This is a genomic window from Propionicimonas sp., from assembly GCF_047606205.1.
Taxonomy (GTDB): Bacteria; Actinomycetota; Actinomycetes; order Propionibacteriales; family Propionibacteriaceae; genus Propionicimonas.
Genome location: NZ_JASGES010000074.1, coordinates 1 through 25,788, shown reverse-complemented (window position 1 = coordinate 25,788; position 25,788 = coordinate 1). Strand labels below are relative to the sequence as shown.

Sequence of the window (25,788 nt, the reverse complement as noted above, 5' to 3'; positions counted from 1 at the left end):
CGTCAGCCGGCGGCGCCGGACCCGCCCGCCAGCAGTCGTGCGGCGGCGCCGATCGAGTGGCCGAGCGGGCGGAACGGCGACGGCGCGAGGTGCTGGTGGCGTCCGCCCACCCACAGCCCGCACGACGGCGTGGCACGCAATTCCTCCGCCACCGCCTGCAGCCGGGCCGCGTCCCTGCGCCGGTGGACGGAACTGACCGCCGCCTGCGCGTCGACCGCGGCGGCCGCCTCCCGCCAGGCATCCGCCGGCACCTGGGCGCCGAGGTACACGGTCACGGCCCCGGCGCGACGGGCAGCCGTCGCGAAGGCGAGCAGACTGAGCTGGTGGTCGACGCCCGGCGGCGCGCCGATCAGCAGGGTCGGGCCGGATGCCGGCTGGGCGGTCGCCTCGTATGCCGCGGCGAGGCGTCGCATGACGAGGTTGCTGACCAGGTGCTCGCCTGCCACCGACACCCTCCCGGACGCCCAGGCGTTGCCCAGCAGCACCATCGCCGGCATCAGCAGGTCGTCGACCACGGACTCGAAGGAGCCCTGCGCGAACAGTTCGTCGAGCACGTGGCCGGCCGCTTCCCCGTCGAGCGCGGTGGCCGCTGCCACCAGCTCCAGCGCCGAGGCGACGCCCTGCTCCCTGCGCAGCGACTCCCGCGCGGCCTGGCGGGGAGGCCAGCCGTCCTCGACGAGTCCCTGCATCGCACGGATGCGGTCCAGGGCGCGCTCGTCGTAGACCCGGTAGCCCGACGCCGTCCGGCCCGGCGACACCAGGCCGTAGCGGCGTTCCCAGGCGCGCAGGGTGTGCACCGGCACCCCGGTGAGCTCGGCGGCCCTCTTGATCGTCACCATGACGGCGCGAGGATATCCGGCGACGGCTCAATGCAGGGTGATCTGTACGTAGTTTGTCTAGGGTTTTCGCCGAAGGTCTGGCCGAAGATCGCATCAGAACGGGATCATCTTGTCAAAGGTTTGGGGGAGTTCCCCCGCGGGCAGGGATAGGGCATGAGGGAGAACCGATGAGCACGGAGGTCCGGGATCGGGTCGTCCTGCTCGACGACGACGATCGTCCGGTCGGCGAGGCCGACCGGGCCCTGGTGCACGGCCACGACACCCCGCGCCACCTCGCGTTCTCGTGCTACCTGTTCGACGCCGGTGGCAGGGTCCTGCTGACCAGGCGCGCCCTCGGCAAGGCCACCTGGCCCGGCGTCTGGACGAACTCGTGCTGTGGCCACCCCCGCCCCGGCGAGGACGGCGCGGCGGCCGTCCGGAGGCGTCTGGCCGAGGAGCTCGGCGCGATCGTGGACGGCCTGGAGCTGGCCCTCCCCGGCTTCGGCTACCGCGCGGTCGACGCGTCCGGCATCGTCGAGAACGAGGCGTGCCCGGTCTGGGTGGGCCGGCTGTCCGGGGCCCTGGCACCCGATCCGGCGGAGGTCGTCGAGATCGCGTGGGTGGCCTGGCCCGACCTGGTCGCCGTCGCGCGCGCCGTCCCGGCGCTGCTCAGCCCGTGGGCCGCGCTGCAGGTGCCGCTTCTGGATGCCCTCCCCGGGGTGCCGGGATGAGCGTCGTCCGGTCGCCGGCAGGGCACGCCTTCGGTCACGGCGGCGAGGCCGACCACGACGACGTGACCGTCGCGGAGGTCGAGGCCGCCATCGCCCGCGACCTGGATGCGCTGCGTGAGCGGTGGGTGCACCTCGCCGCCGCTGTCGTGCCGAGGGCGGGCGTGCTGCACACCGACTCGGTGCTGGAGCTGCTGGAGGCGACCGTGGCCTCGGGCGGCAAGCGGTTCCGTCCCCGGATGGCCCACTGGGGGTGGGTAGCGGGAGGGGGCCACCGGACCGGCGCCGGACGCGACCACCTGGTCACCATCGGTACGGCGCTGGAACTGCTGCACGTGTTCGCACTGATCCACGACGACGTGATGGACTCCTCGCCCACCCGGCGCGGTCAGCCCTCCGTCCACGCCCGGGCCCGGGCCCAGCACGAGGCCAGGGGTGGCCAGGGCGATCCGCAGCGCTACGGGGAGAACATCGCGATCCTCGCCGGCGATCTGGCCCACACCGAGGCGGACCTGCTGGTGGCGACGCTCCCGGCCGGCCTGCAGGAGCTGTGGCGCACGTTGAGCGTCGAGCTGATGGTGGGTCAGGGCCGTGACCTGGTCGGGGCGGCGAACGGACGCAGGGACCTCGCCCATGCCCGCGAGGTGGCCAGGGCCAAGTCCGGTGCCTACACCGTGTGGCGACCGCTGCAGCTGGGTGCGACCGCGGCGGGTTCCGGGGCCCGGACGCTGTCGGCGCTCGAGCGGTACGGCGTGGCCGTCGGGGAGGCTTTCGCCCTGCGCGACGACATCCTGGGCGTGGTCGGGGACACCAGGACGACCGGCAAACCGGTGGGCGAGGACATCGTCGCGGGCAAGCCCACCGTCCTGATGGCGCTCGCCACCGAGCGCTTCTCCCCGCGCTGGCGCAGGGCACTGGAGCGCGCGGCGAGGCGGCCGTCTGCGGCGATCGTCGGCGCGCTGCAGGAGGAGTTCGTCCGCTCCGGGGTGATCGCCGATGTCGAGGCGATGATCGCCGACGCGGTGGCCTCGGCCCTGGCTGCCCTCGACGACCCGGCGATCGATCCGGACGCCGCGGACGGCCTGCGAGCGCTGGCACGGCGGGTCGCCTGGCGGGACGCATGACCACCCCACGACGTTCCGGGCGGGGCTCCCCCGGACGAGACCGGAGGCCCAGGTGAGCCGCGTCGCGGTCGTCGGGGCGGGGTTGGCGGGACTGTCCGCGGCGAGCGCACTGGTGGCCGACGGCCACGACGTGGTGGTGTTCGAGAGCGAGACCGTCCCCGGCGGTCGCGCCGGGGTGCTGGAGCAGGACGGGTTCGTCTTCGACACCGGCCCGACCGTGCTGACCATGCCGGACCTGCTCGACCGGGCGTTCGCCCGCCTCGGTGCCGACCGGCGCACAGTGCTGCCGCTGCGCCGCCTCGACCCCGCCTACCGCGCCGTGTACAGCGACGGGTCCGAACTGCGCGTCCGCGCGGACCTCGACGACCAGGTGGCCGAGTTGCGGCGCAGTGGGCTGGAGGACGACGCGCAGGCGTTCCCCGGCTTCGTCGAGTGGCTGGAGGCGCTGTACGAGGTGGAGATGCCCCACTTCATCGAGCGGAACCTCGACTCCCTGCTCGACCTGCTGGCCCGCCCTGCGGCTGCCGCGAGGCTGCTCCGGCTCGGCGGGTTCGGCCGGCTGGAGCGGGCGGTCCGGCGCCGGATCCGCGACCCGCGGCTGGTCCGGCTGCTCACCTTCCAGTCCATGTACGCGGGCCTCGCCCCACGCCAGGCCCTGGCCATCTACGCGGTGATCACCTACATGGACTGCATCCGGGGCGTGTACTTCCCCGAGGGCGGCATGCACAGCGTCCCGGTCGCCCTCGCCGCGGCGGTGGCGGACGCCGGCGCGAGCCTGCACTACTCGGCGCCGGCGACCGGGCTGATCAGCAACGCGGCCGGGCGTCTGGCCGGGGTGGAGGCGGGCGGGGAACGGCTCGCCGTCGACGCCGTGGTGCTCACCCTCGATCTGCCCAGCGCGTACCGGCAGCTGCTGCCCCAGCTCGCCCCTCCCCGCGTGCTGGCCCGCGCCCGCTGGTCGCCCTCGGCGCTGGTCTGGCATGTCGGGGTCAGGGGGACGCCGGGTCCCGGCGTCGCCCACCACAACATCCACTTCGGCGCGGCCTGGGAGGCGTCCTTCGAGCAGCTGATCGGGCGCGGGCAGCGAATGGCCGACGCGTCCCGGCTGGTCACGGTGCCCAGCATCGACGCCCCCGGCGCGGCGCCGCCGGGGCACAGCGCGCTCTACGTGCTGGAGCCGGTGCCGCATCTGGGCGGTGCGGTCGACTGGACGGCGGAGGCCGGCCCGGCCCGCGACCGCCTGCACCGCTTCCTCCTCGCCAGCGGCTACCCGGGCGAGATCGTCACCGAACGCCTGGTCACTCCTGCCGACTGGGCGGCCCAGGGGCTGGCGATGGGGACGCCGTTCAGCCTCGCCCACACCTTCGGGCAGACCGGCCCGTTCCGTCCGGCCAACCTCGAGCCGAGACTCCCGGGGGTGTTCTTCGCCGGCGCCGGCACCACCCCCGGCGTCGGCGTCCCGATGGTGCTGGTCAGCGGGGAACTCGCCGCCCGACGCGTCCGCGACTACCTCACGGGGCGCTCATGAGCGACGACCTGGCCGAGGGCTACGCCCAGTGCGCGCGGCTGACCCGCGCCCACGGCACGACCTACTACTGGGGTGCGGCGCTGTTGCCGTCGCCGCAGCGCAGGCACGTCCACGCGATCTATGCGCTGTGCCGGCTCGCCGACGACATCGTGGACGCCGACGGGGCGACGCTCGTCGAGGTGGGCCGGACGGCCCGGGAACTGGCGGCCTTCCGTGCGTCCTTCGCGGCGGCGCTGGCCGGACGGCCGCCCGACCCCGTCCTCGCCGCGATCGCCCGCACGGTTCAGGAGACCGGCATCCAGCGGGAATGCTTCGACCGGTTCTTCGACGCGATGGAGCTCGACCTCACCGTGACCGGCTACGACACCTGGCCTGCTCTGTGCGGCTACATGGAAGGCTCCGCGGCGGTGATCGGGGAGATGATGCTGCCCGTGCTGCGGCCGTTGTCCGCGGAGGCACTCGAGCCGGCCAGGGCGCTCGGGTTCGCCTTCCAGCTGACCAACTTCCTGCGCGACGTCGGGGAGGACCTCGATCGCGGCCGGGTGTACGTCCCGGCCGACGACCTGGCCCGGTTCGGCGCCGATCCGTGGCGCCGGGCCGTCGACGACGCCTGGCGGCACGTGATGGCCTTCGAGATCGCGCGGAACCGGGAGCTGTACGCGCGGGCGGAGCCGGGGGTGGCGATGCTGCCGCCCGCGTCCGCCCGCTGCGTGGGCACGGCGCTGGAGCTGTACGCGCGGATCCTCGGCAGGATCGAGGCCCGCGACTACGACGTGTTCTCCGGCCGGGCCCGGGTACCCACCTGGCGCAAGGTCGTGACGGCCGCATCCGTCCTGGTCGCGGGGACGAGGCGGATCGGATGAGGACGGAGTACCTGCTGCTGATGGCCGCCTGCCTGCTGGTCACGCTGCCCCTGGAGTTCCTTCTGCGCGCGCGTGTCTACCGCAGGCCGTTGCGCCTGCTGCTGGCCCTCGCCCCTGTGCTGGTCGTGTTTCTCGGCTGGGACGCGGTCGCGATCGCCCGCGACCACTGGGGCTTCGACCCCGCCCGCACGACCGGCATCCTGCTCCCCGGCTCGGTGCCGCTGGAGGAACTGGTGTTCTTCGTGGTCGTCCCGCTGTGCGGGCTGCTCACCTACGAGGCCGTCGGCACCGTTCTCGCTGCCGGGGCGAAGCGCCGGGCCGGCTCGCGCCGGGACGTGGACGGGGACCGGCCGACGGGCGGGACGGCCGGCGATGCCTGAGTACACGCTCGCGACTCTGGTCGCCGTCGTCGTGGTGGTCGCCGTGGAGCTGCTGTGGGCGCGCACCGGCATCTTCGCCACCGCCCAGTACTGGCTGACGATGCTGATCGTGTTCGCCTTCCAGGTCGCCGTCGACGGCTGGCTCACCCTGCGCCCGGACCCGATCGTGCGCTACTCGCCGGCAGCCTTCGTCGGGGTGCGGTTCCCGTTCGACATCCCGATCGAGGACTTCGGCTTCGGCTTCGCCCTGGTCACCGGCGCGATCATCGCCTGGCGGGCCGCGGGCCGATGGAGGGGGCAGGAATGAGGCCCTGGCGTCCGGGCCGCGACCCGAGGGCGGAGCGGCACCGTCCCCCCCAGCCGGCGGGCGGAGGTACGCCGACCGGCTCCGGGGGGCCCTCGGTCGTCGTGGTCGGTGGCGGGGTGGCCGGGCTCGCCGCCGCGACAGGGCTGGCCGAGCGCGGGGTCCGGGTGGTGCTGCTGGAGGCTGCCGACACGCTGGGCGGCCGGGTGCGGGCCTGGCCGGTCGCCCTGCCGGAGGGGCGGACCGGCACGATGAGCCGCGGCTTCCATGCCTTCTTCCGCCAGTACTACAACCTCCGCGCGCTGCTGAGACGTGCCGACCCCGGGCTGGAGCGGCTGCAGCCGGTGCCGGACTATCCGCTGCAACTCGCGCCCTGGAGTGGCGGCTCGCCGGTGCGCGACTCGTTCGCCCGGGTTCCCCGCACGCCACCGTGGAACCTGGTGGGCTTCGTCGCGCAGAGCCCGAGCTTCCCGCTGCACCGCCTCGCCGGGGTGGACGCCCGGGAGGCGCTCGGCCTGCTGCGGGTGCGGTTCCCGCGCACCTACTCGGAGCTGGATGCGGTGAGCGCGGCGGACTACCTCGACCGGCTGCGGTTCCCCGCATCGGCGCGACACCTGGCCCTGGAGGTGTTCGCCCGCAGCTTCTTCGCCGACCCGCGCGACTTCTCCGCCGGCGAGCTGGTCGCCATGTTCCACAGCTATTTCGTCGGCTCGGCGGAGGGGCTGCTCTTCGACGTCCCCGACGACGACTACGACGCCTCCCTCTGGGCGCCGCTGGGCCGCTACCTGCACGGCCTCGGCGTCGACGTGCGCACCGGGACCTGGGTCGAGGCGGTGCGGTGTCCGGGTGATGGCGGCGTGGTGGTGAGGGCCGCGGGCGCTGAGCTGAGGGCGGACGGAGTCGTGCTGGCCCTCGACACCCGCGGTCTGCAGTCGCTCGTGCACGCCTCCCCGGACCTGCTCGACAGCGCCTGGCGGGAACGGATCGCCGCCCTGCGCAGCGCGCCGCCGTTCGGGGTGTCCCGCCGCTGGCTGGCCACGAGGGCCGACGACCTGCCCGCGTTCCTCGGCACGAGCGGCTACGGGCCGCTGGACAACATCAGCAGGCTGGACGCCTTCGAGGCCGGTGCGGCCCAGTGGAGCCGCAGGACGGGAGGCTCGGTCGTCGAGGTGCACGGGTACGCGCTCGGCGACACCGGTCCCCAGGTGTGTGCCGAGCTGTGGCGGCAGGCGGCGAGGGTGGCGCCGGCGCTGGCCGCCGCTCCGGTGGTGGCACAGGAGTGGCTGGTCGCCGGCGACTGCCCGCTGGTGGATCCGTCCCCGTGGCACCTGCGGCCGACCGTGCGGACGCCGGACCGCAGGATCGTGCTGGCCGGCGACCTGGTCCGCTGCGACTGGCCCGTCGCGCTGATGGAGCGGGCCGCGACCACGGGCTGGCAGGCGGCGAACGCCCTGCTCTCGGACTTCGGCCGGCGCGGCCACGAACTCTGGTCGCCGCCGCTGGCCGGCATCCTCGCCGGCTCCCGCTGAGGCGGGGCGTCCGGGGGCCCGGATCGCCGGCCTGGTGCGCGAGGCGCCCGGGACGGGCTGGTCAGTGGTTCCCGGGCTCGAGCGCCATGGCGTCCCTGATCGCGGCGAGCAGGACGTCCTGGTCGATGTCGGACAGGCGGCGGAACCGGATGCAGTAGCCGGTCACCCCGGCCTTGCCGATCGACTCGCCGTAGCTGCGGGCCAGGTGAGTCCTGTCGGGCAGGCCGAGGACGTAGACGGAGATGCCGGTCGCGTTCGCGCCCAGGCCGATCCGGTAGAACTCCCGCGACGACCCGTTCGCGTAGGTGATCGTCCGGACGCCGTAGCCGATGCCGGGATTGGCCACGACCTTCCCTGCCTCGTTCCTGCCGTCGCTGAACCACAGCCGGCAGCCGGGGAACTCGGCCAGCACCCGGGCGTGCACCGTCCGCAGGTCGGCCCGCTTCGGCTCGGGCTGGCAGGCGAGGTACGCCTCCACCTGCTCGTGAACGTCCATCGCCGGCCTAGGCGACCGCTGAACGGTCATGGTCCGGCTGCGGTGCGCCGGATCGGGCGATCCGCGGCGGCGACAGCTCGGGGCGCAGGGTCAGGATCGCCCTCACGATGCGGCCCTGCCGCTCCTGCCGCCCGGCACGTCCTCGCTCGAGCGGCATTCTCAGCAGCCTCCGTCCAGACCGACGAAGTCGTACTCCTGGAAGGACGCGACCTCCGGCACCCAGCGGGACTCCACGAACCCCACATGCCCCGGGTGGCTGTTGTAGGCGTCGTAGCCGGACTGGTCGGCGAAGGACATCGAGAACTGCCAGACGAGGTCGCTCTTCGGGCTGATCTGGCGGCTGACTGTGAAGTCCTCCACCCCGGGGATCGACGCCAGCACGTCGCGTGCCGTCGCCAGGAAGGCGGACTCCTCGTGCGAACCCGGCTCATGGACGAGTCGGAACACCACCGTGTGCTGGATCGCCATCCCTGACCTCGCCTCCCGGGTCGTCCGCATCGGCCCGATCGCTGACCGGCCCCGCGGCTCCATTCTCGCCCCGCCGGGGCCGGGAACGGCACGTCCTGTCCAGGGCGCCGCCGCGCGACCGGGGCAGGCGCGCCGGAGCGTCGCGCCGAGGGCGTTCGCCGGACCGCTCGCCGGTAGGCTCGATGCGTGTCGGGGGAGCCGCAACACCTGGTGATCCTTCGCGGCAACTCCGCGTCGGGCAAGACCACCCTCGCGCGCGAACTCCAGCTGGCCATGGGCCGCGGCACCGCCAACATCGGCCAGGACCACCTTCGCCGCGTCGTCCTGCGCGAGCACGATCGTCCGGACGCGGACAACATCGGTCTGATCGAGAACACCGTCCGCTACTGCCTGGGCATCGGCTACCACGTGATTCTCGAAGGGATCCTCCGCGCCGGCCACTACGCACCGATGCTTCGCCGGCTGCTGGGGGAGCATTCGGGCCCGCGGCACGTCTTCTACCTCGACGTCCCGCTCACCGAGACCCTGCGGCGTCACGCCGGACGGCCCCTCGCCGCCGAGGTGACCGACACGCAGTTGCGGCAGTGGCACCTGCCCGGCGACGTGCTCGGCGTTCCGGGCGAGGTCGTCCTGGGTGGGCATCTCGGCCCGGCGGAGGCGCTGGACGCCCTGCGGCAGCAGATCGGGCCGGTCGTGCCCCGTCCGCAGCTTCCGCCCGCGCACTTCCGCTGAGCCCGGCGGCGCTCAGCCGGTGACCTGCGGACGGAGGGCTCGCAGCTCGTCGAGCGCGAGCGCGATCGCCGCGTCCACGCTCGCGACCCGGACCGCGTCGCGACCGCCCGGCAGGTCCAGCCGGACCGAACGCGCACCGCGGGCGGTGGCGACGCCGAGGTAGACGGTGCCGGCGGCCGTGCCGGTTTGCGGGTCGGGATCGGGGCCGGCGACACCGGTGGTGGCGAGGCCGAGGTCGGCCGGCCGCCCGTCGACCGCGCAGGCGTGGCGGACGCCCTCCGCCATCTGCTCGGCCACCAGCGCATCCACCGGTCCGGTCTCGGCCAGGCGCGCGGCGTCCACCCCGAGCAGACGGTGCTTGAGCCGGGTGTCGTAGCAGACGATCCCGCCGAGGAAGACCGCCGACACCCCGGCGACACTGACCAGTTCTGCCGCCAGCAGGCCCCCGGTGAGCGACTCCGCCGTCGCCACGGTCAATCCGCTCTCGGCGAGTGCGGCGACCAGCCCGCCCACCGGGCCCTCGGCGTGGTTCACGTCGGCTCCGGGTCGTGGGAACGTGCCCGTCTCGGGCCCGCGGCCCCGGTGAGCTGCAGCACAATGGCGTGGTCCGACATGGTCCCATCACAACCGCACATGGTCGTGCCTGTCCAGCGGGCCACGGCAGCGAGGAGAGCCGGCATGACCCTTCCCACCCCGCGACCCCTGTTCGACGAGCCCGTGCCCGCCCTGCGCTGGGGCGTCATCGGCGCGGGCGGCATCGCCGGACGGTTCGTCGACGCCGTTCGTTCCCACACCGCCCAGCGGGTCGTCGCTGTCGCGGCCCGCAGCACCGATCGGGCAGCGGCGTTCGCCGCCGTCCACCAGGTGCCGCGGGCCTGCCCGGTGGCGGAGTTGCTGGACGACCCGTCGATCGACGTGGTCTACATCGCCACCCCGCACAGCTCTCACGCCGAGTGGGCGCTCGCCGCGGCCGCGGCGGGCAAGCACGCGCTGGTCGAGAAGCCGATCGCGACCAGCGCGGCCCAGGCACGGACGATCACCGCGGCAGCGCGCGCGGCGGGGGTGTTCGTGATGGAGGCGATGTGGACGCGCTACCTGCCGCAGGCCGACATCCTGCGCCAGGTGCTGGCCGACGGTGGCCTCGGCGAGGTCCTGGGGGTCGATGCCGACTTCGGGTTCGCCGTTCCCTACGACCCGGCCGGGCGGCTGTGGAGCCCCGAATTGGCCGGCGGCGCGCTGCTCGACGCCGGCGTGTACCCGATCTCGTTCGCCTCCGCGGTGCTCGGCCCGCCGACCAGTGTCGCCGCGGTGGGAACGAGGCTGGCCGACGGGGTGGACCTGTCCGCCGCCGCCGTCCTCGGCAGTGCCGGCGGCGCGGCCGCGCAGATCGCCACCTCGATCGTCGCCGAACTGCCCACCCGCGCCACCGTCATCGGCACCGCGGGCCGGCTGGAGTTCCGCCGCCCCTTCTACGCTCCCACCGAACTCGTCCTCACCCGCAGGCGGGCCGGCCGCGCGGTCGCCGACACCTGGACCGACGACAGCTTCACCGATCCCTACTCGGCGCTCAGTCACGAGGCGACGGCGCTGGCCGGGTACGTCGCCAGGGGCTGTGTCGAGTCGCCCGTCCACACCCACGAGGAGACGATCGCCGTCCTGGCCACCATCGACCAGGTGCGCGCGCACCTGGTCGTCCGGGACCGGCCCTAGGTGGACAGAAAACCTAGGACACTGCTGAGCAATCATGTCCCGGCTGCGGGGCCCCGGATCGGGCGGTCCGCGGCGGCCACCTGGGGGCGTAGGGCTCGCTGGTCTGACCACGGACGTGAGGTACGGCGCCGGCGTGGTGCGGAACTCCCGAGCCTCAGACCGTCGGTGGGCCCACCAGGGCGGCCGTGCGAACGGCCGCTCTGAACGGGAAAGGAACCGTCCCCCGAATGGAAATGGGGACGGTTCCTTTCCCGTTCGCTGGTCCGTCCCCTTTCCCGTTCAGGGGACGGTTCCTTTCCCGTTCAGGCCGGGTGCCGCGGCGGAGCGCAGCGGGGACTGTTCCCGCCCGGGCGCCGGACGAGGTCAGGCGAAGGGGTTCGCCGTGAGGGTGTACTTGGTCTGCAGGTACTCGTGGATGCCCTCCGCGCCGCCCTCGCGGCCGAGGCCGGAGAACTTCCAGCCGCCGAACGGGGCGGCCGCATTGGAGACCACGCCGACGTTGAGGCCCATCATCCCGGTGGCCAGGCGTTCGATCATCCGCTGGCCGCGGGCGAGACTCTCCGTGTAGACGTAGCTGACCAGGCCGTACTCGGTGTCGTTGGCGATCGAGACGGCCTCGTCCTCGCTGGTGAAGGTGACGATCGCGAGGACCGGGCCGAAGATCTCCTCCCGGAGGATGTCGCTGCCCGGCTGGACGTCGGAAAGGACGGTGGCCCGGTAGAACGAGCCCGGCCCGTCGATCGCCGTCCCACCGGTGCGGACGGACGCGCCGCGCGCGACGGCGTCGTCCACCAACTCGCGGGTCTTCGCGACGGCGCGGTCGTCGATCAGCGGGCCGATGGTCACCCCCTCCTCCGTGCCGCGGCCGGTCTTGAGCCCCGCGACCCGCTCGGTGACCCGCCGGGCGAACTCCTCGGCAATCGACGCGTGCACGATGAACCGGTTGGCCGCGGTGCACGCCTGGCCGATGTTGCGGAACTTGGCCGCCATCGCCCCGTCGACGGCCCTGTCCAGGTTGGCGTCGTCGAAGACGACGAACGGCGCGTTCCCGCCGAGCTCCATGGACGTGCGGAGCACCCCGTTGGCTGCCTGCTTCAGCAGCGCCTGGCCGACCGGCGTCGAGCCGGTGAAGGAGAGCTTGCGCAGCCGCGGGTCGGAGATGATCGCGTCCGACACGTCACCGGAGTGCGAGGTGGTGATCACGTTCACCACGCCGGGGGGAAGGCCCGCGTCCTGGAACAGCTTGGCGACGTACAGGGTGGTGAGTGGCGTCAGTGCGGCGGGCTTCACGACCACCGTGCAGCCCGCGGCCAGCGCCGGGGCGATCTTGCGGGTGGCCATCGCGAGCGGGAAGTTCCACGGTGTGATCAGGAAGCACGGACCCACCGGGTGCTGGGTGACGATCATCCGTCCGGTGCCCTCGGGGTTGGCGCCGTAGCGGCCCTGGACGTGGGCGGCCTCCTCGCTGAACCAGCGCAGGAACTCGCCACCGTAGGCGACCTCGCCGCGCGCCTCGGCCAGCGGCTTGCCCATCTCGAGGGTCATCAGCAGCGCGAACTCCTCCGTGCGCGCGACCAGCAGGTCGAACGCCCGGCGCAGCACCTCCGCCCGCTCCCTGCTGGAGGTTCGCGACCAGGTCTCGAACGCGTCGCAGGCCGCATCGAGGGCGGCCCTGCCGTCCGCGACGGAGGCGCTCGCGATGGTCCTGATCACCGCCCCGGTGGCCGGGTCGTGCACGTCCAGCGTCCCGCCGTCGGAGGAGGGCCGCCACTCGCCGGCGACGAACAGCCCGTCCGGCACCCCCGCCAACAGTTCGGACTCAACGATCTCGCTCATCCAGGTTCTCCTCGGCACGGTCGCGTGAGGTGATCATAGGGTTCTGGGATGGCGGAGCGGTTCGCCGAGCGGGTTGCGGGCGGCCCCGGGCGTCCGCCGATCAGTCCCCGGGCGGGACGGACTCCGGCGGCAGCCCTGAGGCGGCCCGGTAGAGCGGCAGGGCGACGGTGTCGATGATGGCGACCACGTCCTGGTCGGTGAATGGCCCGAAGGTGAGCCGGTCGCGGGCCAGCCGCATGGGGGTGAGGATCACCTCGGGATGGAGGGGGAGCGGGCCGAGTTCGCCCCGCTGGCGAGCCGGGGTCAGCACGATCGCCTCCATTCTCGCGGCGACGTCGGCGCTCAGCCCCGCCACCTCCGCCAGGGTGGCGTCGCGGGCCTCGCCGATCAGGGCGCGGTACGCCCTTGAACCGAAGTCCGCGGCTCGGCGGAAGGTCAACTCCAGCATCGCCTGGAGATCCCCCCGAAGGCTCCCCGTGCTCTCCTCCAGGCGGCCGACGGGGCCGCGGTCGCGGACGGCGGCGAAGATCATCGACGCCCGGTCGGGATAGCGGCGGTACAGCACCGGCTTGCTCGTGCGCGCGCGCCGCGCGATGCCCTCGAACGTGACGGCGGCGTAGCCGCCGGCGGCGAGCTCGGCGAGGACGGCGGCATGGATCGCCGCCTCCACCTGGGCCGCGCTGCGTCGGTGCCTGCGCATCCGGCCTCCTCCGGGGACGTTGCGGAACTGGTTTGCGTGAGGCTAACCTTATCGCTAGAAACGGTCCGTATCCATGCCAGACCGCGGCGCAGCCGGGTCGAGAGCAGGGACGAGCCGCGAGCTCCCCAATGACTGGAGGACCCATGAAGGGTGTGAATTGGCGTGCCCGGCGCTCTCGGGCGGGCAGGGCTGCCGTGGCGGTGGTCGCGGTCCTGGCCGGTGCCGTCGTGCTGGCGGCGTGCGGCTCGTCCGGAACGGAGACCCGCGCGTCGACCGCACCGGTCGAGCGGGCCACGATCAGTCTCGGCGTGTCGGGTGCGGGCACGATGGCCGCGTCGTCGTCGCGGAACCTCGGCTTCGCGGCGGGAGGCCTGCTGACCAGCGTCGACGTCCAGGTCGGCGACACCGTCAAGGCCGGCCAGCGGCTGGCCAGGGTCGACAGCTTCCAGCTCAGGCAGCTGGTCGTGCAGCAGAAGGCGAACCTGGCAGCACAGAAGGCCGCGCTGGCGAAGCTGGAGAACAGCCCGTCCCTGCGGGGCGCGCGGAACTCCCTCGCGCAGGCCCGGACGATCCGCAACGCGACCAGCAGCCAGGTGGCGGCGACCAAGCGTGCCGATCGGGTGGCGGTGTCGAGGGCGAACAGCGCACTGAACTCGGCGCAGTCGGCACTCGCGGCCTGCACCTCGGACTGCTCGAGCCTGCAGGCGGCCGTGGTCAGCGCGCAGACGGCCGTCTCGTCGGCGGAGCAGGCGCTGAAGGTGGCGACCGCCGCCGGCACGGTGTCGGTGGCGACCGCCGAGCAGGGAGTCGTCACGGCCCAGAACGCGGCGAACTCCGCCGCGTCCGACCGGCCCTACAGCATCACCCAGCAGAAGGCGGCCGTGACCACGGCGCAGTCGCTGGTCGACGTCGCGGAGCACAACCTGTCGCTCGCAACGTTGACGGCGCCCTTCGACGGCACCGTGACCGCGATCAACGGCGCCGTGGGTGAGTACCTGACCGCCAGCACCGGCACCTCCGCCGAGGCGCCGGGGACGGATGCCGCGGTGCCCGGCACCACGGTCGTGGCCGGAACCAGCGCCACGAACCGCGCCGGTGGGACCCAGTTCATGGTCATCTCGGCCACAGGTCCGATGACCGCCGTGGTCCCGTTCCAGGAACTGGACGCGGCTGAGATCGTCGCGGGGCAGACCGCGGCCCTGAGCTTCGACGCCCTTCCCGACGTCACCACGGCGGGCACGGTGACCGCCATCTCGCCATCGGGCACGGCGCTGGGCGGGTCGATGAGTTACCTGGTCACGGTGTCGCTGGACACCACCGACAAACGGCTCAAGGAGGGAATGACCGTGCACGCCACGGTCTCGACCCAGGAGAAGAAGGACGTGCTGAGCGTCCCCAACGCCGCGGTGCGCACCGAGAACGGCCAGAGCGTGGTGACCCTCGTCGACGCCACCGGTGCGCAGCGCACGGTCGCCTTCACCGCCGGCCTGGTCGGTCCGGACCGCACCGAGGTCGTCTCCGGGCTGGCCGAGGGCGACCAGGTCCTGGTGCCGTCCGCCACCACCCACTGACGCCCTGACCGAAGGAGGACCAGCCATGTCCGAGACCACCCAGATCATCGAGCCCGCCAACGAGGCCGACGAGGTCGCCCCGCCGGAACCGCCGAAGAAGAGGCTGAGCCGGCGCACCCGGATCGGCCTGATCGTGATCGGAGCCCTCGCCCTCGTCGCCGTCGTGGCGCTGGTGGCGAACTGGTTGCTCAACGCAAGCCGCTTCGTGACCACCGACAACGCCCAGGTGGACGGGACGCAGATCACCATCACCGCGCCGACCAGCGGCACGCTGACCGACTGGACGGCCGCGATGGGCACGCAGGTGAAGGCCCAGGAGCCGGTGGGGCGGATCGCCGTCCAGACCGGCTACCTGCAGCCGCAGACCCTCGTCCGGGCGCCGGCTGACGGGGTGGTGGCGGTGAACAACGGTGTGAACGGCGCCTTCGTCGCGGCCGGCACCAGCCTGGCGATCGCCTACGACCCCAGCGGCGTCTTCGTCACCGCCCGGGTCGAGGAGACCGACATCGGTGCGGTCAAGGTCGGCCAGAAGGTCGACATCTCCGTGGACGCGTTCCCGGGCACCCCGCTGACCGGTCACGTCGCGGAGATCAAGACCGGGGCGGCAGCCGTGTTCTCACTGTTCGGCCAGTCCAACACGACCGGCAACTTCCAGAAGGTCACGCAGGTGATCGCGGTGAAGGTGAGCATCGACGACCGACAGGGACTCGCGCTGGTGCCGGGCATGAACGTCACGGCCAAGATCGAGAAATGACCACGGCCGCCCCAGCGGCTCCCGCCGGACGCAAGCCCGGCGCGCAGGCCGTCGCCCCGGGGTCCGCCACCCACTGGGTGGGCCCGCTCCTGGTGCTGATCGTCGGCATGTTCATGACCGTGCTGGACACCAGCATCGTGAACGTGGCCGTGCCGACCATCCAGACCGAGTTCGGCGGCTCGACCGCCGACATCGCCTGGATCGCCACCGCCTACAGTCTCGTCCTGGGCGTGGTCGTGCCGACCACGGCCTGGCTCGGCGACAAGGTAGGGCTGGGCAGGCTGTACACGGTGTCGCTGGTCGGGTTCGCGATCGGATCCGCGCTGTGCGGATTCGCCTGGAACCTGCCCAGCCTGATCGCCTTCCGGGTTCTGCAGGCGATCCCGGGCGGCATCCTGCCCGCGATCACGATGACGATGCTGTTCCGGATCGTCCCGAAGGACAAGTTCGGCACGGCCATGGGGCTGTACGGCGTCGGCGTGATCGCGGCCCCCGCGTTGGGCCCGACCCTCGGCGGCTACCTGGTCGAGTTCGTCGGCTGGCGGCTGATCTTCTACATCAACATCCCGGTCGCGGTGGCCGGGGTGGTGCTGGCGGTGATGATGCTGCCGAAGTTCGCCCAGCAGCCCACCTACCGGTTCGACATCCTCGGCTTCGTCACCGTGGCGGTCGGCATGGTGTGCCTGCTGCTCGCCTTCTCCGAAGGCGCGTCCTGGGGGTGGACGAGCTACCCCATCCTCGGGCTGCTGATCACCAGCGTGCTCAGCCTGGCCCTGTTCGTGCTGATCGAACTGGAGGTCGAGCACCCGCTGCTGAACCTCAACGTGTTCCGCGTCTGGCCGTACCTCAACTCGCTGCTGATCATGAGCGTGCTGTCGATCGGCATGTTCGCCACCCTGTTCTACGTCCCGACCTTCCTGCAGTCGGTGCTCGGCCTGCCCGCCCTCCAGGCCGGGCTGGTGGTGATGCCGCAGGCCCTGGTGATGGCAGTGATGGCGCCCTTGTCCGGACGCCTCTACGACCGGTTCGGGCCACGCTGGCTCGTGGTCAGCGGCCTGCTCATCTCCGCCTACGCCACCTATCTGATGACCGGGCTGAGCGTGTACACCACGACCACCGAGATCATCGAATGGACGTGCCTGCGCGCGGTCGGCACCGGCCTGGCGATGATGTCGGTGCAGTCCTCGGGCATGGCCGCCCTCGACCCCCGGCTGACCAGCAGTGGCACCGCCATCAACAACGTGGTCCAGCGGGTCTCCCAGGGACTCGGCCTGGCCGCCCTCTCCGCCCTCATGGTCAGCCAGCAGGCCCAGCTCACCGCCGACCGCTACGGCCTGATCAGCGCCAGCGACCCTCGGGTCACCCAGCTCGGCCTGGCCGCGCTCTACCAGCTCGCCCAGAGCACCAGCCTGGAGGTGGTGGTGACGTCGTTCACCAACCTCTTCCAGATCACCACCTGGCTCACGGTCATCGCGGCGGGCCTCGGCCTGTTCCTCCGCTCCGGAGGACTCACCGCGACAGGCCCGCGGCCCACGATGGCCGACTGAGGAGTCAGGCGTGCACTCCGTCATCGTCATCAACCGCGAGTTCGGCAGCGGTGGCCGCGAAGTCGGCCGCAGGCTCTGCGAGCAGGACGGCCTGGAGTTCTACGACACCCGCATCCTGCAGCTCGCCGCCAGCAGGCGCGGTCTCCCGCCGGACGCACTCGAGGCGCTCGACGAGCGGCTCGGCGCGGGGCAGTTCCTCGACATGTCGGCCATGGGTGCGCCGACGGCGGGCGGCATCTCCGTGCCCGCCGTGCTGTACTCCGCGATCGCGGAGGAGGTCGTCGGGGCCGCGCGGAGCGGCCCGGCGCTGTTCATCGGCCGCTGCGCGGACCGGATCCTGCGCGATGCGGGGCTGCCGTTCCTCAGCGTGTTCGTGTTCAGCACGAACAACGCCCAGAAGGCCGCCCGTGCCATCCGCGTCGACGGGGTCGAGCCGAGGGACGCAGCGAGGTACATCGCGAAGATGGACCGGGCGCGCGCCCGCTACCAGCAGTTCTTCACCGGCACCCGCTTCGGCGACTATCGCGAGTACGACCTGTGCCTGAACAGCGCGCGCCTGGGCTACGCAGGCTGCGTCCAGCTGATCCGGGCCGCCGTCGCGGCCGCGGACCGGCACTGACCGCGGACGTCCCACCGACGCAGAGGCCGCAGAAGGGCCAGCAGTCGCAGGGAGCCGGTGCACCGCGGCCGCGGGGGTCACGTCTCACCGGTCCGGGCGCGGACGGGGCATTCTTGGCTGCACACCCGGCCGCGCCGCCGGGCCACCAACCGGGAGGATCGGACATGAGCGTGATGACGCCGCAGGAGCGGGCTGCGCGCGCGTCCCAGATCGTGTCGGGGTTGTCCCGCACGCAGAAGATCGGCCTGCTCTCCGGCGCCGACTTCTGGCACACGACGGCACTGCCGCAGCACGGGATCGGCGCCGTCCACCTCTCCGACGGGCCGCACGGCCTGCGCGTGCAGGACGGTGCGGTCGACCATGTCGGGCAGGCGGCCTCCGTGCCGGCGACCTGCTTCCCCACCGCGGTCACGCTGGCGTCCGCCTGGGACCCGGACCTGCTCGCCGAGGTCGGCGCCGCGCTCGGCAGAGAGGCCAGAGCACTCGGCGTCGGGGTCGTCCTCGGCCCGGGCATGAACATCAAGCGCCACCCCGGCGGCGGCCGCAGTTTCGAGTACTTCTCCGAGGACCCCTTCCTGACCGGCGCGTGCGCGACCGCGATGGTCCGCGGCATCCAGTCCGAGGGTGTCGGAGCCTGTGTGAAGCACTTCGCGGTGAACAACCAGGAGTCCAACCGGATGCGCCTCGACACGATCGTCGACCCCCGCACCCTGCGCGAGCTGTACCTGGCCGGCTTCGAGACCGCCGTCACCCGGGCCGCACCGTGGGCGGTGATGAGCGCCTACAACCTCGTCAACGGCGAGCACGCCGGAGAGTCGCGCACGCTGCTGGCCGGCATCCTGCGCGGCGAGTGGGGTTTCGACGGCCTGGTGGTCAGCGACTGGTTCGCCGTCGCCGACCGCCCGGCGGGGCTGCGAGCGGGCCTCGACCTCGAGATGCCGTCCAGTTCCGGCGCCTGGGACGCCCGGGTCGCCGCGGCGCTCGACGCGGGGGCGGTGACGGTCGCCGAGCTGGACGCTGCCTGCACGCGGGTGGTCGGCCTGGCCCTGCGGGTGGCCGAGGGGAAGGCGGCCGCGGGTGCCGCGCCCGCCGACCTGGCCGCGAACCACGCCCTCGCCCGTCGCGCGGCAGCGGCGGGCACCGTCCTGCTCAGCAACGACGGGGTACTCCCGCTGTCCGGGGAGGGGACCATCGCTGTGATCGGTGCGTTCGCCCGCACCCCGCGCTACCAGGGCGCCGGTAGCTCGCTGGTGAACCCCACCCGGCTCGACACCCTCCTCGACGCGATGCGCGAGCGGCACGGTGAGACCCTGGCCTGGGCGCCCGGGTACGACCCGGACACCGGCGCGACCAGCGTCGACCTGCTCGCGCAGGCACGTGCCGCGGCCGCCGCCGCCGACGTCGTCGTCCTGGTGGTCGGGCTGCCGGCCCGCGCGGAGTCGGAGGGCTACGACCGCCCGCACCTGCGTCTCCCGGTCGGCCAGGAGACCCTCGTCCAGGTGGTCACCGACGCCAACCCACGCACGGTCGTCGTGCTCGTCAACGGCGCCCCGGTCGAGCTCGGCTGGGCCGACCGCCCGGCCGCCCTCGTCGAGGCCTATCTCGGCGGCCAGGCGGGTGGCTCCGCCCTGGCCGATGTCCTGTGCGGGGACGCCGAGCCCGGCGGGAGGCTCGCCGAGAGCTTCCCCGTCGCCGGCGAGGAGCTTCCGGCGTCCGCGAACTTCTCCGCCCACCCCACCCAGGTGCAGTACCGGGAGGGGCCGTGGGTGGGGTACCGGTTCCACGACACCTTCGGGGTGGCGCCGCGGTTCTGCTTCGGCCACGGGCTCGGCTACACGAGCTTCGCCTGGTCCGACCTCTCGGTCGAGGGGGACGGCACCGACCTCACCGTCCGGGTCACCCTCACCAACACCGGGAGCAGGGCCGGCTCGGAGGTCGTGCAGCTCTACGTCCACGACGTGACCAGTTCCCTGCGCAGGCCGGAGCAGGAGCTGAAGGGGTTCGCCCGGATCCGGCTGGAGCTCGGCGAGGCCGGACAGGTCGCGATCGGTCTGGACCGGCGCAGCTTCGCCGTCTACGACGTGGCCACCGCCGCCTGGCTCGTCGAAGCGGGAGAGTACGAGCTGCGGGTCGGCGCGTCCTCGCGCGACCTGCGCGCGTCCGCCGTCGTGACGGTCGCCTCCGACGATGTGGTCACGCCGGTCGCCGCGCCGGCCGGGCCGCTCGCCTCCGACGCCGAGTTCGCGGCCCTGCTGGGCCACCCGGTACCGACCGCGCCGCCGCTGTGGCCGCTCACCGAGGACTCGGCGATCGGCGACCTCAGGCAGACCTGGCTGGGGCGTCGCCTGTACGCGCTGGCGAACCTGGTCGCCGGGCGCCGCCTCGCCCTCGACGAGGGGGACGCGAACGGCCCGATGATGGAGGCGGCGCTGGCCGAGATGCCGCTGCGCGGCGTCGTGGCGTACACCGGGCGCCGGTTCGGCTTCACCCACCTGCAGGCGGCGCTGGCCGTCCTGAACCGGGCCACGATCCGGCGCCGGCGCTGAGCCCGCCCCGCGCGTCCACCCCGGGGGTGCCTCAACCCCTGCTCAAGAGTGGTCGCCCGATCCGGCGTCCGGAGTGGGCCGCGCCGGCCGACCTCGTCCACTATCGAAGGACAGGCTTCGGCAGGGCCGGCTGGACGGCACCGGCGGAGCGGACCGCAACGTCAGGAGTGGGTAGGACACATGGGTTCGATCAAGCGGGTCTGGAGCCGCGCCGTCGCACTGACCGCGGGGGTCGGCCTCGTGCTGGCCTGTGCGGTGGTGACCACGAGCCCGGCGCAGGCCGCCTCCGCGCCCCGCCACCTGCGTGCCGCCGAGGTGGCGGCGCAGGCGATCGGGCTCACCTGGGACGGCACCAGCCAGGCCGCGTACCGCGTGCGGATGTCCACCCATCGCGACATGGCCGGCGCGAAGAGCTGGGACGTGGTCGGCAACTACCTGGAGTGGACCAACCTCAACCCGAACCCGGACAAGTCGTCGTCCCGGCTCACCCCGGGCAAGACCTACTACTTCCAGGTCAAGGCGATCACCAGCAAGGCCAAGCCGACCAGCCTGACTTCGTACGGCAGCACGCTCGCGGTGAAGACCTCGAAGAAGGCGTCGCCGGAACTCAAGCCGGTCGACCTGTCCGCCACCGCCGCGTCCACCAGCATGTACCTGTCGTGGCGCAGCCGCGGACCCGGCGTCCGCTACCTCGTGCGCTACTCGACCACTCTGGCCCCGAGCGTCACCCGCTGGCAGAAGGCGATCTTCGACGAGGCCGGCGGCACGCTCACCGGCCTGCAGCCCGACACCAGGTACTACTTCAGGGTGCGGGTCCTCGACGCGGCGGGTGCGCCGCTGAGTGCCTACTCGACGAAGTGGAAGGCGGCGACCCGGACCACCTCGCCCGCGATCCGCGTCCTCAGCTACAACGTCAACAAGGTCAGCAACGCCGGCCACCCGTGGGAGCAGCGCCGCGACGCCGTCGCGGCGAACATCCTCGCCCAGGCGCCGGACGTGGTGGGCCTGCAGGAGGCGTCGCCGCTGACCGTCGTCGGCGCGGACGCGACGCCCGTCACCCAGTACGACGACCTGCTCCAGCGGCTCGGCAGCCCGTACGAGCTGGCCACCCGGAAGGGGTCGAGTGGGACCAAGCTCGCCTACAACGCCTCCCGGCTGTCCGTCGTGGACGCCAGCGCGACCTCCCTCACCACGCTCGGCACGGCCACCAGGTACGCGGTCTGGGCGATCTTCAAGGACAAGCAGACCGGCGGCAAGTTCTTCGTCCTGAACACCCACCTGGAACCGGGCTCGAGTTCGGTCGCCGAGTACAACGTGGCGCGCGCGACGCAGGCCGAGGAGGTGCTGAAACTGATCGCCGACCATTCCGAGGGGCTGCCGGTGGTGCTTCAGGGCGACTTCAACTCGGCGCGGACGGCCGTCCCGAACGCGCCGTACGTCGCGTTCACGGCGGCAGGGTTCGTCGACCCGACGGGCAACAGTTCCGCGTCCTTCCTCACCGGGCGCAACGCCACCGCCGAGCACGTGGTGAACGCCGCCTACAACAGCTACAACGGCTACGAGACCAAGGCCCGCCGGACCTCGTTCCCGGTGGGCACCTACATCGACTACATCCTCACCGACCCGCGGATCCGGGTCGCGGAGTTCAGGACGGTCGTCGACCTGAACCGGAAGGGCCAGTTCGTCGGCACGATCCCGTCCGACCACAACGCCATCGTCGCGACCATCGAGCTGCCCTCGTAGGACACCTGCACCAGCCGCGCTCGACCCGGCCGTCGACCCCTGACCACCCCCCTCCCCCCGCGCCCGTGACGGGGACAGGGGACGGACCAGCGAACGGGAAAGGAACCGTCCCCTGAATGGAGTGGGGACGGTTCTTTTCCCGTTCGCTGGTCTGTCCCCCTTCCCGTTCGCTGGTCCGTCCCGTCGTCGTTCAGGGGACGGCTCGCTCGTGCCGGGTACGGAGAACCGTCCCTCGGTGGCCGGTGGCCGGTGGCCGGTGGCCGGTGTGCGGTGGCCGGTGGCCGGTGTGCGGGGGCGGGTTCTCGGGGCGCGGGGAGCGGCGGGCACCTGCGAGGATGGACGCCGGCACCTGTGGACGAGAGGGCGAGGCGTGGCCGAGAGTGGCATGACCGACGAGATGACGACTCGCGATCCGGCGGAGGCGAACAGTCTCGACCTGGTCCAGCGGACCGTCGTCTCGGTGTTGGTCGGCGGCATCACCCTCATGGTGACCGGTGTGCTCACCATCTACCTGGCCACCACGGCCACCCGCGACCTGCCCAGGGACTCGGTGGTCGGGCTGTGGGTGATGAGCGGCGTGATCGGGCTGGTCGGCAGCTGCGCGATCCTTCTGCTCAACCGGCGCCGGTGGTACCACCCGCTGCTGCTGCTCGGGATCGTGCCGATGCTCGTCGGCTGGCACTGGGTGATCGCCTGAGCCCCGGCTGCGGGCCGAGGCGTCGCGCGGACCGATCCTCCCGGCGAGGTCAGCCGAATGTGAACGAGTAGGCGGCCAGCCCCTCCGACAGTGCGATCGTCACGGTGCCGTCGGCAGGAGCCCCAGAGGACGCCACCGGGTAGATGTTCGGGGCACCCTCGACGGCGATCATGCGAGTGGTGCCGCCCGCCGTGACCGTCAGGGTGCCGGTCCCGCCCACGTCGAGGTAGACCGACGACGCGTGGTACGACAGCTCGATCCGCGCTCCGGCACCGGCGAGGAGTGACTCCTCGCTCGCCGTCCAGGTGCCGTCGAGCGCATAGTGGCTCGGCTCCAGCTGGGCGGGGAAGTGGAAGGTCCCGGTGCCGTCGGGGTAGCTGGCGTTGCCGGTGAAGTACTGCGTGCGTTCGGAGCCGAGGTACATCTCCGGGGACTGCGCGACGTCGTGCGGGGTCGTGTCGGCGACATCGGTGACCGCCGGCAGGGTGACGCCCGGGTTCGCCGCCTCCAGCAGCTGCCTGATCAGCTGCTCCTCCCCGTCGTAGTCGCCCTCGCCGATCGAGACGTGCCGGATCTCCCCGGTGGCATCGATCAGGTAGGCGGCGGGCCACGACTCGTTGCCGTACGCGTCCCAGGTCGCGTCGTCATTGTCGAGGGCGATCGGGAACCTGAGGCCCAGCCGGGCCGCGCCGTCGGCGACGTTGGCCGCTTCGTGCTCGAAGGCGTACTCAGGGGTGTGGACGCCCACGACGACCAGACCGGTCTCGGCATACCGGCTGTACCAGGCCTGCGCGTGCGGGAGCTCCCGCTGGCAGTTGATGCACGAGTAGGCCCAGAAGTCGACCAGGACGACCTTGCCCGACAGCCCGCTGATCGTGGGGGACGCGCCGCCGGTGTTCAGCCACTGCTCGATCCCCGTGAACTCCGGCGCCGGACCGCAGTCGCGCAGCTGGTCGTCCCCGGTGTAGGCCGCCGCCTGGCAGGTGGAGAGCCCCACGGGAGCCTTCGCGTCCGACCCGGTCGAGTCGAGGCCGCGGCCGAGGCTGTTGCCGATCGACGTGGTGTAGTCGGGGATCGCCCGCTGGATGGCGTCGGTCACGTTCAGCGCCAGCGCCACGGCCAGCACGATCATCACGATCCCGCTGGCCACCCGCACGACCCGTTGGTGCCGCTGGAACGCCCGCACCCGTGCGACCACCTCGCGGCCGGCCAGTGCGAACACGAGCAGCGGGATTGCACAGCCCACGGCGAACGAGACCGTCAGCAGGAGCGTGTCCACCCCCACCCGACCGGTGCTCCCTGCGACGGTGATCGCCGCGAGCACCGGGCCCGCGCAGGGGACGAACACCGCGCCGAGCGCGAGCCCCAGCCCGAAACCGCTGCCGCCCGGCCGGACGGAAGGCTGCGGCAGACGGGTGAACGGTCGCTCGATGACGCCCTCCAGGGCCGGGAAGACCAGGGCCAGGCCGAGCAGGACGAGCGCGCCCAGGCCGAGACAGCGGATCAGGTCGGAGGGCACGTGCAGGGCCGACAGCAGCAGCGTCCCGAACAGCGTGAAGGCGGCGAAGCTCGTCACCAGGCCCAGTACGACCAGGAACGGACGGCGCCGCGCCGCGGCCGGCAGGCCACCGTCGGCGGTGGGGCTCCCACCGCCGAGGAACACCAGCGGGAGCACGGGGAGGATGCACGGCGAGACGCCGGTGATCAGCCCGCCCAGCAGCCCGATGAGCACCAGGGGCACGCGCGCACCCTAGTCCGCCTCCCTGTGTGCGTCGAGGGAGTCGAGTCCCCGCCGGGCGGTACGCCGGCTGTGGTCTCAACCGGCGCACCTGGTCCGGCGCCACCCCGGGTCGGCGCCGGACTTCACCCGAGGACACTCTTCGGTGTACCCGCGCTCGTGCGGTCCTCACCGTGCGGATCGGGACGGGATCGCGGCGCCGGGCCGGGAACCGCGATCGGCACCGGGCGCCGGGAACCAGGCACCACCGGCCGGCCCGTCGACCCGCCGGCTGGTTGTTCGCGGAGCGAGGAGCCGGCCGACATCGCCGCGCCGGCCACCTGGGTAGGCTGGTCGGACCCGAGGACGGAGCGGAGGCGGGATGGCGACGCTGATCCACCTGAACGGGCCGCCGGGGATCGGCAAGTCGACGCTGGCCGCGTTGTGGGCCGACCGGCACCCCGGCACGCTCAACCTCGACATTGACACCCTGCACCGGCTCGTCGGCGGCTGGCAGGACGAGGACAATCGCACCCACGACGTGCTGCGTCCGGTGGCCCTGGCGATGGCGGCGACCCATCTCGCCGGAGGCAGGGACGTCGTGCTGCCGCAGTTCCTCGGCCGGCCGGACGCGATCGCCGCGTTCGAGCGGACGGCCACCCTGAACGGCGCCCGGTTCGTCGAACTCGTGCTGCTCGCCGGCCGTGCCGAGAGCATCGCCCGGTTCGAGAACCGCTCCGACCGCAGCGAGTGGGATGTGCACAACCGGGCGCTGGTCGCCCGCCACGGCGGAGCGGCGTTCCTCGGCGAGATGTACGACACCGTGCCGGGTGTGCTGGCCGCGCGGCCGGACGCGGTCGTGGTCCCGAGCCGGTCCGGCGCCGTCGAGGACACCTACGCGGCGATCGCGGCCGCGCTCACTCCACGTACGCCCTGAGGTCGTCCGCCGCCCGCCCCGTGCGCACGCTCCTGCAGCTTCGTTGGGGCCGGCGGCGCGAGGCAGCCCGCGGCACCGGCGCGCCGGAGCGGCCGGCGGGAACAAGATCGGCCCGGCGGTGGTTGAGCCTGACGCACTCAACTCTGTGAAGGACTCGCATGACCACCAAACGACTTCCTGTCCTCTTCCTCGACGACGTTGTCCTGCTGCCCGGCATGATCGTCCCGATCCCGCTCGACGAGGCCACCAGGGCCGTCATCGACGCGGCCCAGACCTCTTCCGACGGAGAGCTGCTCGCCGCGCCCCGCCTCGACGGCCGCTACGGCAGCTACGGGGTGGTCGCGACGGTGGAGCAGATCGGACGCGTCCGCGGCGGCGGGCAGGCTGCCGTGCTCCGCACCGGCGAGCGCGCGCGGATCGGCAGCGGCGTGACCGGCCCCG

At 72.7% G+C, this 25,788-nt stretch carries 25 protein-coding genes; 18 read left to right on the top strand and 7 right to left on the bottom strand.

All coding sequences use genetic code 11. The features are described 5' to 3' along the window. Positions 1-2: 2 nt before the first annotated feature. A complete protein-coding gene (locus QM633_RS05090; protein ID WP_415152645.1) occupies positions 3-839 on the bottom strand; it encodes a MerR family transcriptional regulator in 837 nt (278 codons plus the stop codon). Between the two features lie 167 nt (positions 840-1,006). Here QM633_RS05090 and idi point away from each other — a divergent pair, with 167 nt between their 5' ends. Genes idi through QM633_RS05055 form a run of 7 tightly spaced genes read left to right on the top strand, consistent with a single transcriptional unit; the run spans position 1,007 to position 7,274 of the window. Next, on the top strand, positions 1,007-1,549 hold the full coding sequence (gene idi / locus QM633_RS05085; RefSeq protein WP_415152644.1) for an isopentenyl-diphosphate Delta-isomerase: 543 nt from the start codon (positions 1,007-1,009) through the stop codon (positions 1,547-1,549). Further along, a complete protein-coding gene (locus QM633_RS05080; RefSeq protein WP_415152643.1) occupies positions 1,546-2,670 on the top strand; it encodes a polyprenyl synthetase family protein in 1,125 nt (374 codons plus the stop codon). Before idi ends, QM633_RS05080 begins: the two co-directional genes overlap by 4 nt. Positions 2,671-2,722: 52 nt before the next feature. After that, the gene (crtI, locus tag QM633_RS05075) at positions 2,723-4,198 is read left to right on the top strand and encodes a phytoene desaturase family protein (RefSeq protein ID WP_415152642.1); all 1,476 of its coding nucleotides are present in this window, start codon (positions 2,723-2,725) and stop codon (positions 4,196-4,198) included. Then, positions 4,195-5,061: a phytoene/squalene synthase family protein gene (locus QM633_RS05070; RefSeq protein WP_415152641.1), complete on the top strand. Its 867-nt coding sequence runs from the start codon at positions 4,195-4,197 to the stop codon at positions 5,059-5,061. The genes crtI and QM633_RS05070 overlap by 4 nt, the downstream gene beginning before the upstream one ends. Then, positions 5,058-5,441: a lycopene cyclase domain-containing protein gene (locus QM633_RS05065; protein WP_415152640.1), complete on the top strand. Its 384-nt coding sequence runs from the start codon at positions 5,058-5,060 to the stop codon at positions 5,439-5,441. The genes QM633_RS05070 and QM633_RS05065 overlap by 4 nt, the downstream gene beginning before the upstream one ends. Then, positions 5,434-5,748: a lycopene cyclase domain-containing protein gene (locus QM633_RS05060; protein WP_415152639.1), complete on the top strand. Its 315-nt coding sequence runs from the start codon at positions 5,434-5,436 to the stop codon at positions 5,746-5,748. Before QM633_RS05065 ends, QM633_RS05060 begins: the two co-directional genes overlap by 8 nt. Beyond that, positions 5,745-7,274, top strand: a complete 1,530-nt coding sequence (locus tag QM633_RS05055; protein WP_415152638.1) for an FAD-dependent oxidoreductase — start codon at positions 5,745-5,747, stop codon at positions 7,272-7,274. The genes QM633_RS05060 and QM633_RS05055 overlap by 4 nt, the downstream gene beginning before the upstream one ends. A gap of 61 nt (positions 7,275-7,335) precedes the next feature. On the opposite strand, the gene QM633_RS05050 is transcribed toward QM633_RS05055, so the two are convergent. Together QM633_RS05050 and QM633_RS05045 are read right to left on the bottom strand one after the other, a co-directional pair. Further along, the gene (locus tag QM633_RS05050; RefSeq protein ID WP_415152637.1) at positions 7,336-7,770 is read right to left on the bottom strand and encodes a hypothetical protein; all 435 of its coding nucleotides are present in this window, start codon (positions 7,768-7,770) and stop codon (positions 7,336-7,338) included. Between the two features lie 159 nt (positions 7,771-7,929). After that, positions 7,930-8,238 carry a Dabb family protein gene (locus QM633_RS05045; RefSeq protein WP_415152636.1) on the bottom strand — a complete coding sequence of 103 codons (309 nt, stop codon included), beginning with the start codon at positions 8,236-8,238 and terminating at the stop codon, positions 7,930-7,932. Between the two features lie 186 nt (positions 8,239-8,424). Between QM633_RS05045 and QM633_RS05040 the strand changes: the two genes are divergently transcribed. Next, positions 8,425-8,970 (top strand): AAA family ATPase, encoded by a 546-nt coding sequence (locus QM633_RS05040; RefSeq protein ID WP_415152635.1) that lies wholly within the window; start codon positions 8,425-8,427, stop codon positions 8,968-8,970. A 12-nt stretch (positions 8,971-8,982) separates the two neighbouring features. Here QM633_RS05040 and QM633_RS05035 read toward each other — a convergent pair whose 3' ends face one another. Further along, the gene (locus QM633_RS05035) at positions 8,983-9,504 is read right to left on the bottom strand and encodes a CinA family protein (protein ID WP_415152634.1); all 522 of its coding nucleotides are present in this window, start codon (positions 9,502-9,504) and stop codon (positions 8,983-8,985) included. Between the two features lie 144 nt (positions 9,505-9,648). Between QM633_RS05035 and QM633_RS05030 the strand changes: the two genes are divergently transcribed. Beyond that, positions 9,649-10,680 carry a Gfo/Idh/MocA family protein gene (locus QM633_RS05030; RefSeq protein WP_415152633.1) on the top strand — a complete coding sequence of 344 codons (1,032 nt, stop codon included), beginning with the start codon at positions 9,649-9,651 and terminating at the stop codon, positions 10,678-10,680. Between the two features lie 363 nt (positions 10,681-11,043). On the opposite strand, the gene QM633_RS05025 is transcribed toward QM633_RS05030, so the two are convergent. Then, complete coding sequence (locus QM633_RS05025; RefSeq protein WP_415152632.1) at positions 11,044-12,516, bottom strand: NAD-dependent succinate-semialdehyde dehydrogenase; 1,473 nt, start codon at positions 12,514-12,516, stop codon at positions 11,044-11,046. Between the two features lie 100 nt (positions 12,517-12,616). Next, the gene (locus QM633_RS05020; RefSeq protein WP_415152631.1) at positions 12,617-13,216 is read right to left on the bottom strand and encodes a TetR/AcrR family transcriptional regulator; all 600 of its coding nucleotides are present in this window, start codon (positions 13,214-13,216) and stop codon (positions 12,617-12,619) included. Between the two features lie 194 nt (positions 13,217-13,410). Between QM633_RS05020 and QM633_RS05015 the strand changes: the two genes are divergently transcribed. From QM633_RS05015 to QM633_RS04985, 7 genes are all read left to right on the top strand, one after another. Further along, positions 13,411-14,787: an efflux RND transporter periplasmic adaptor subunit gene (locus QM633_RS05015; protein WP_415152630.1), complete on the top strand. Its 1,377-nt coding sequence runs from the start codon at positions 13,411-13,413 to the stop codon at positions 14,785-14,787. Between the two features lie 25 nt (positions 14,788-14,812). Then, complete coding sequence (locus QM633_RS05010; RefSeq protein ID WP_415152629.1) at positions 14,813-15,541, top strand: HlyD family efflux transporter periplasmic adaptor subunit; 729 nt, start codon at positions 14,813-14,815, stop codon at positions 15,539-15,541. Continuing rightward, entirely contained in the window at positions 15,538-17,088 is a 1,551-nt protein-coding gene (locus tag QM633_RS05005; protein ID WP_415152628.1) for a DHA2 family efflux MFS transporter permease subunit, read from the top strand. The genes QM633_RS05010 and QM633_RS05005 overlap by 4 nt, the downstream gene beginning before the upstream one ends. 10 nt (positions 17,089-17,098) lie before the next feature. Continuing rightward, positions 17,099-17,707 (top strand): AAA family ATPase, encoded by a 609-nt coding sequence (locus QM633_RS05000; protein WP_415152627.1) that lies wholly within the window; start codon positions 17,099-17,101, stop codon positions 17,705-17,707. 164 nt (positions 17,708-17,871) lie between these two features. Continuing rightward, positions 17,872-20,253: a beta-glucosidase family protein gene (locus tag QM633_RS04995; RefSeq protein WP_415152626.1), complete on the top strand. Its 2,382-nt coding sequence runs from the start codon at positions 17,872-17,874 to the stop codon at positions 20,251-20,253. 180 nt (positions 20,254-20,433) lie between these two features. Next, a complete protein-coding gene (locus QM633_RS04990) occupies positions 20,434-21,996 on the top strand; it encodes an endonuclease/exonuclease/phosphatase family protein (RefSeq protein ID WP_415152625.1) in 1,563 nt (520 codons plus the stop codon). A 385-nt stretch (positions 21,997-22,381) separates the two neighbouring features. Beyond that, a complete protein-coding gene (locus QM633_RS04985) occupies positions 22,382-22,693 on the top strand; it encodes a hypothetical protein (protein ID WP_415152624.1) in 312 nt (103 codons plus the stop codon). Between the two features lie 49 nt (positions 22,694-22,742). Here QM633_RS04985 and QM633_RS04980 read toward each other — a convergent pair whose 3' ends face one another. Then, positions 22,743-24,434 (bottom strand): cytochrome c biogenesis protein CcdA, encoded by a 1,692-nt coding sequence (locus QM633_RS04980; RefSeq protein WP_415152623.1) that lies wholly within the window; start codon positions 24,432-24,434, stop codon positions 22,743-22,745. Positions 24,435-24,792: 358 nt separating this feature from the next. Between QM633_RS04980 and QM633_RS04975 the strand changes: the two genes are divergently transcribed. Both QM633_RS04975 and QM633_RS04970 read left to right on the top strand, forming a co-directional pair. Further along, positions 24,793-25,347: an AAA family ATPase gene (locus QM633_RS04975; RefSeq protein ID WP_415152622.1), complete on the top strand. Its 555-nt coding sequence runs from the start codon at positions 24,793-24,795 to the stop codon at positions 25,345-25,347. 158 nt (positions 25,348-25,505) lie between these two features. Next, positions 25,506-25,788, top strand: a 283-nt coding sequence (locus QM633_RS04970; RefSeq protein WP_415152621.1) for an LON peptidase substrate-binding domain-containing protein, incomplete at its 3' end; no start/stop codon positions are given.

Bases quoted from the DNA above. Each gene is read 5' to 3' on its own strand.
- QM633_RS04985 (WP_415152624.1), top strand. From the start codon at position 22,382: ATGACCGACGAGATGACGACTCGCGATCCGGCGGAGGCGAACAGTCTC.
- QM633_RS05080 (WP_415152643.1), top strand. From the start codon at position 1,546: ATGAGCGTCGTCCGGTCGCCGGCAGGGCACGCCTTCGGTCACGGCGGC.
- QM633_RS05025 (WP_415152632.1), bottom strand. From the start codon at position 12,516: ATGAGCGAGATCGTTGAGTCCGAACTGTTGGCGGGGGTGCCGGACGGG.
- QM633_RS04995 (WP_415152626.1), top strand. From the start codon at position 17,872: ATGAGCGTGATGACGCCGCAGGAGCGGGCTGCGCGCGCGTCCCAGATC.
- QM633_RS05045 (WP_415152636.1), bottom strand. From the start codon at position 8,238: ATGGCGATCCAGCACACGGTGGTGTTCCGACTCGTCCATGAGCCGGGT.
- QM633_RS05070 (WP_415152641.1), top strand. From the start codon at position 4,195: ATGAGCGACGACCTGGCCGAGGGCTACGCCCAGTGCGCGCGGCTGACC.
- idi (WP_415152644.1), top strand. From the start codon at position 1,007: ATGAGCACGGAGGTCCGGGATCGGGTCGTCCTGCTCGACGACGACGAT.
- QM633_RS05010 (WP_415152629.1), top strand. From the start codon at position 14,813: ATGTCCGAGACCACCCAGATCATCGAGCCCGCCAACGAGGCCGACGAG.
- QM633_RS04990 (WP_415152625.1), top strand. From the start codon at position 20,434: ATGGGTTCGATCAAGCGGGTCTGGAGCCGCGCCGTCGCACTGACCGCG.
- QM633_RS05030 (WP_415152633.1), top strand. From the start codon at position 9,649: ATGACCCTTCCCACCCCGCGACCCCTGTTCGACGAGCCCGTGCCCGCC.
- QM633_RS05050 (WP_415152637.1), bottom strand. From the start codon at position 7,770: ATGGACGTTCACGAGCAGGTGGAGGCGTACCTCGCCTGCCAGCCCGAG.
- QM633_RS05005 (WP_415152628.1), top strand. From the start codon at position 15,538: ATGACCACGGCCGCCCCAGCGGCTCCCGCCGGACGCAAGCCCGGCGCG.
- QM633_RS04975 (WP_415152622.1), top strand. From the start codon at position 24,793: ATGGCGACGCTGATCCACCTGAACGGGCCGCCGGGGATCGGCAAGTCG.
- QM633_RS05055 (WP_415152638.1), top strand. From the start codon at position 5,745: ATGAGGCCCTGGCGTCCGGGCCGCGACCCGAGGGCGGAGCGGCACCGT.
- QM633_RS05020 (WP_415152631.1), bottom strand. From the start codon at position 13,216: ATGCGCAGGCACCGACGCAGCGCGGCCCAGGTGGAGGCGGCGATCCAT.
- QM633_RS05065 (WP_415152640.1), top strand. From the start codon at position 5,058: ATGAGGACGGAGTACCTGCTGCTGATGGCCGCCTGCCTGCTGGTCACG.
- QM633_RS05090 (WP_415152645.1), bottom strand. From the start codon at position 839: ATGGTGACGATCAAGAGGGCCGCCGAGCTCACCGGGGTGCCGGTGCAC.
- QM633_RS05060 (WP_415152639.1), top strand. From the start codon at position 5,434: ATGCCTGAGTACACGCTCGCGACTCTGGTCGCCGTCGTCGTGGTGGTC.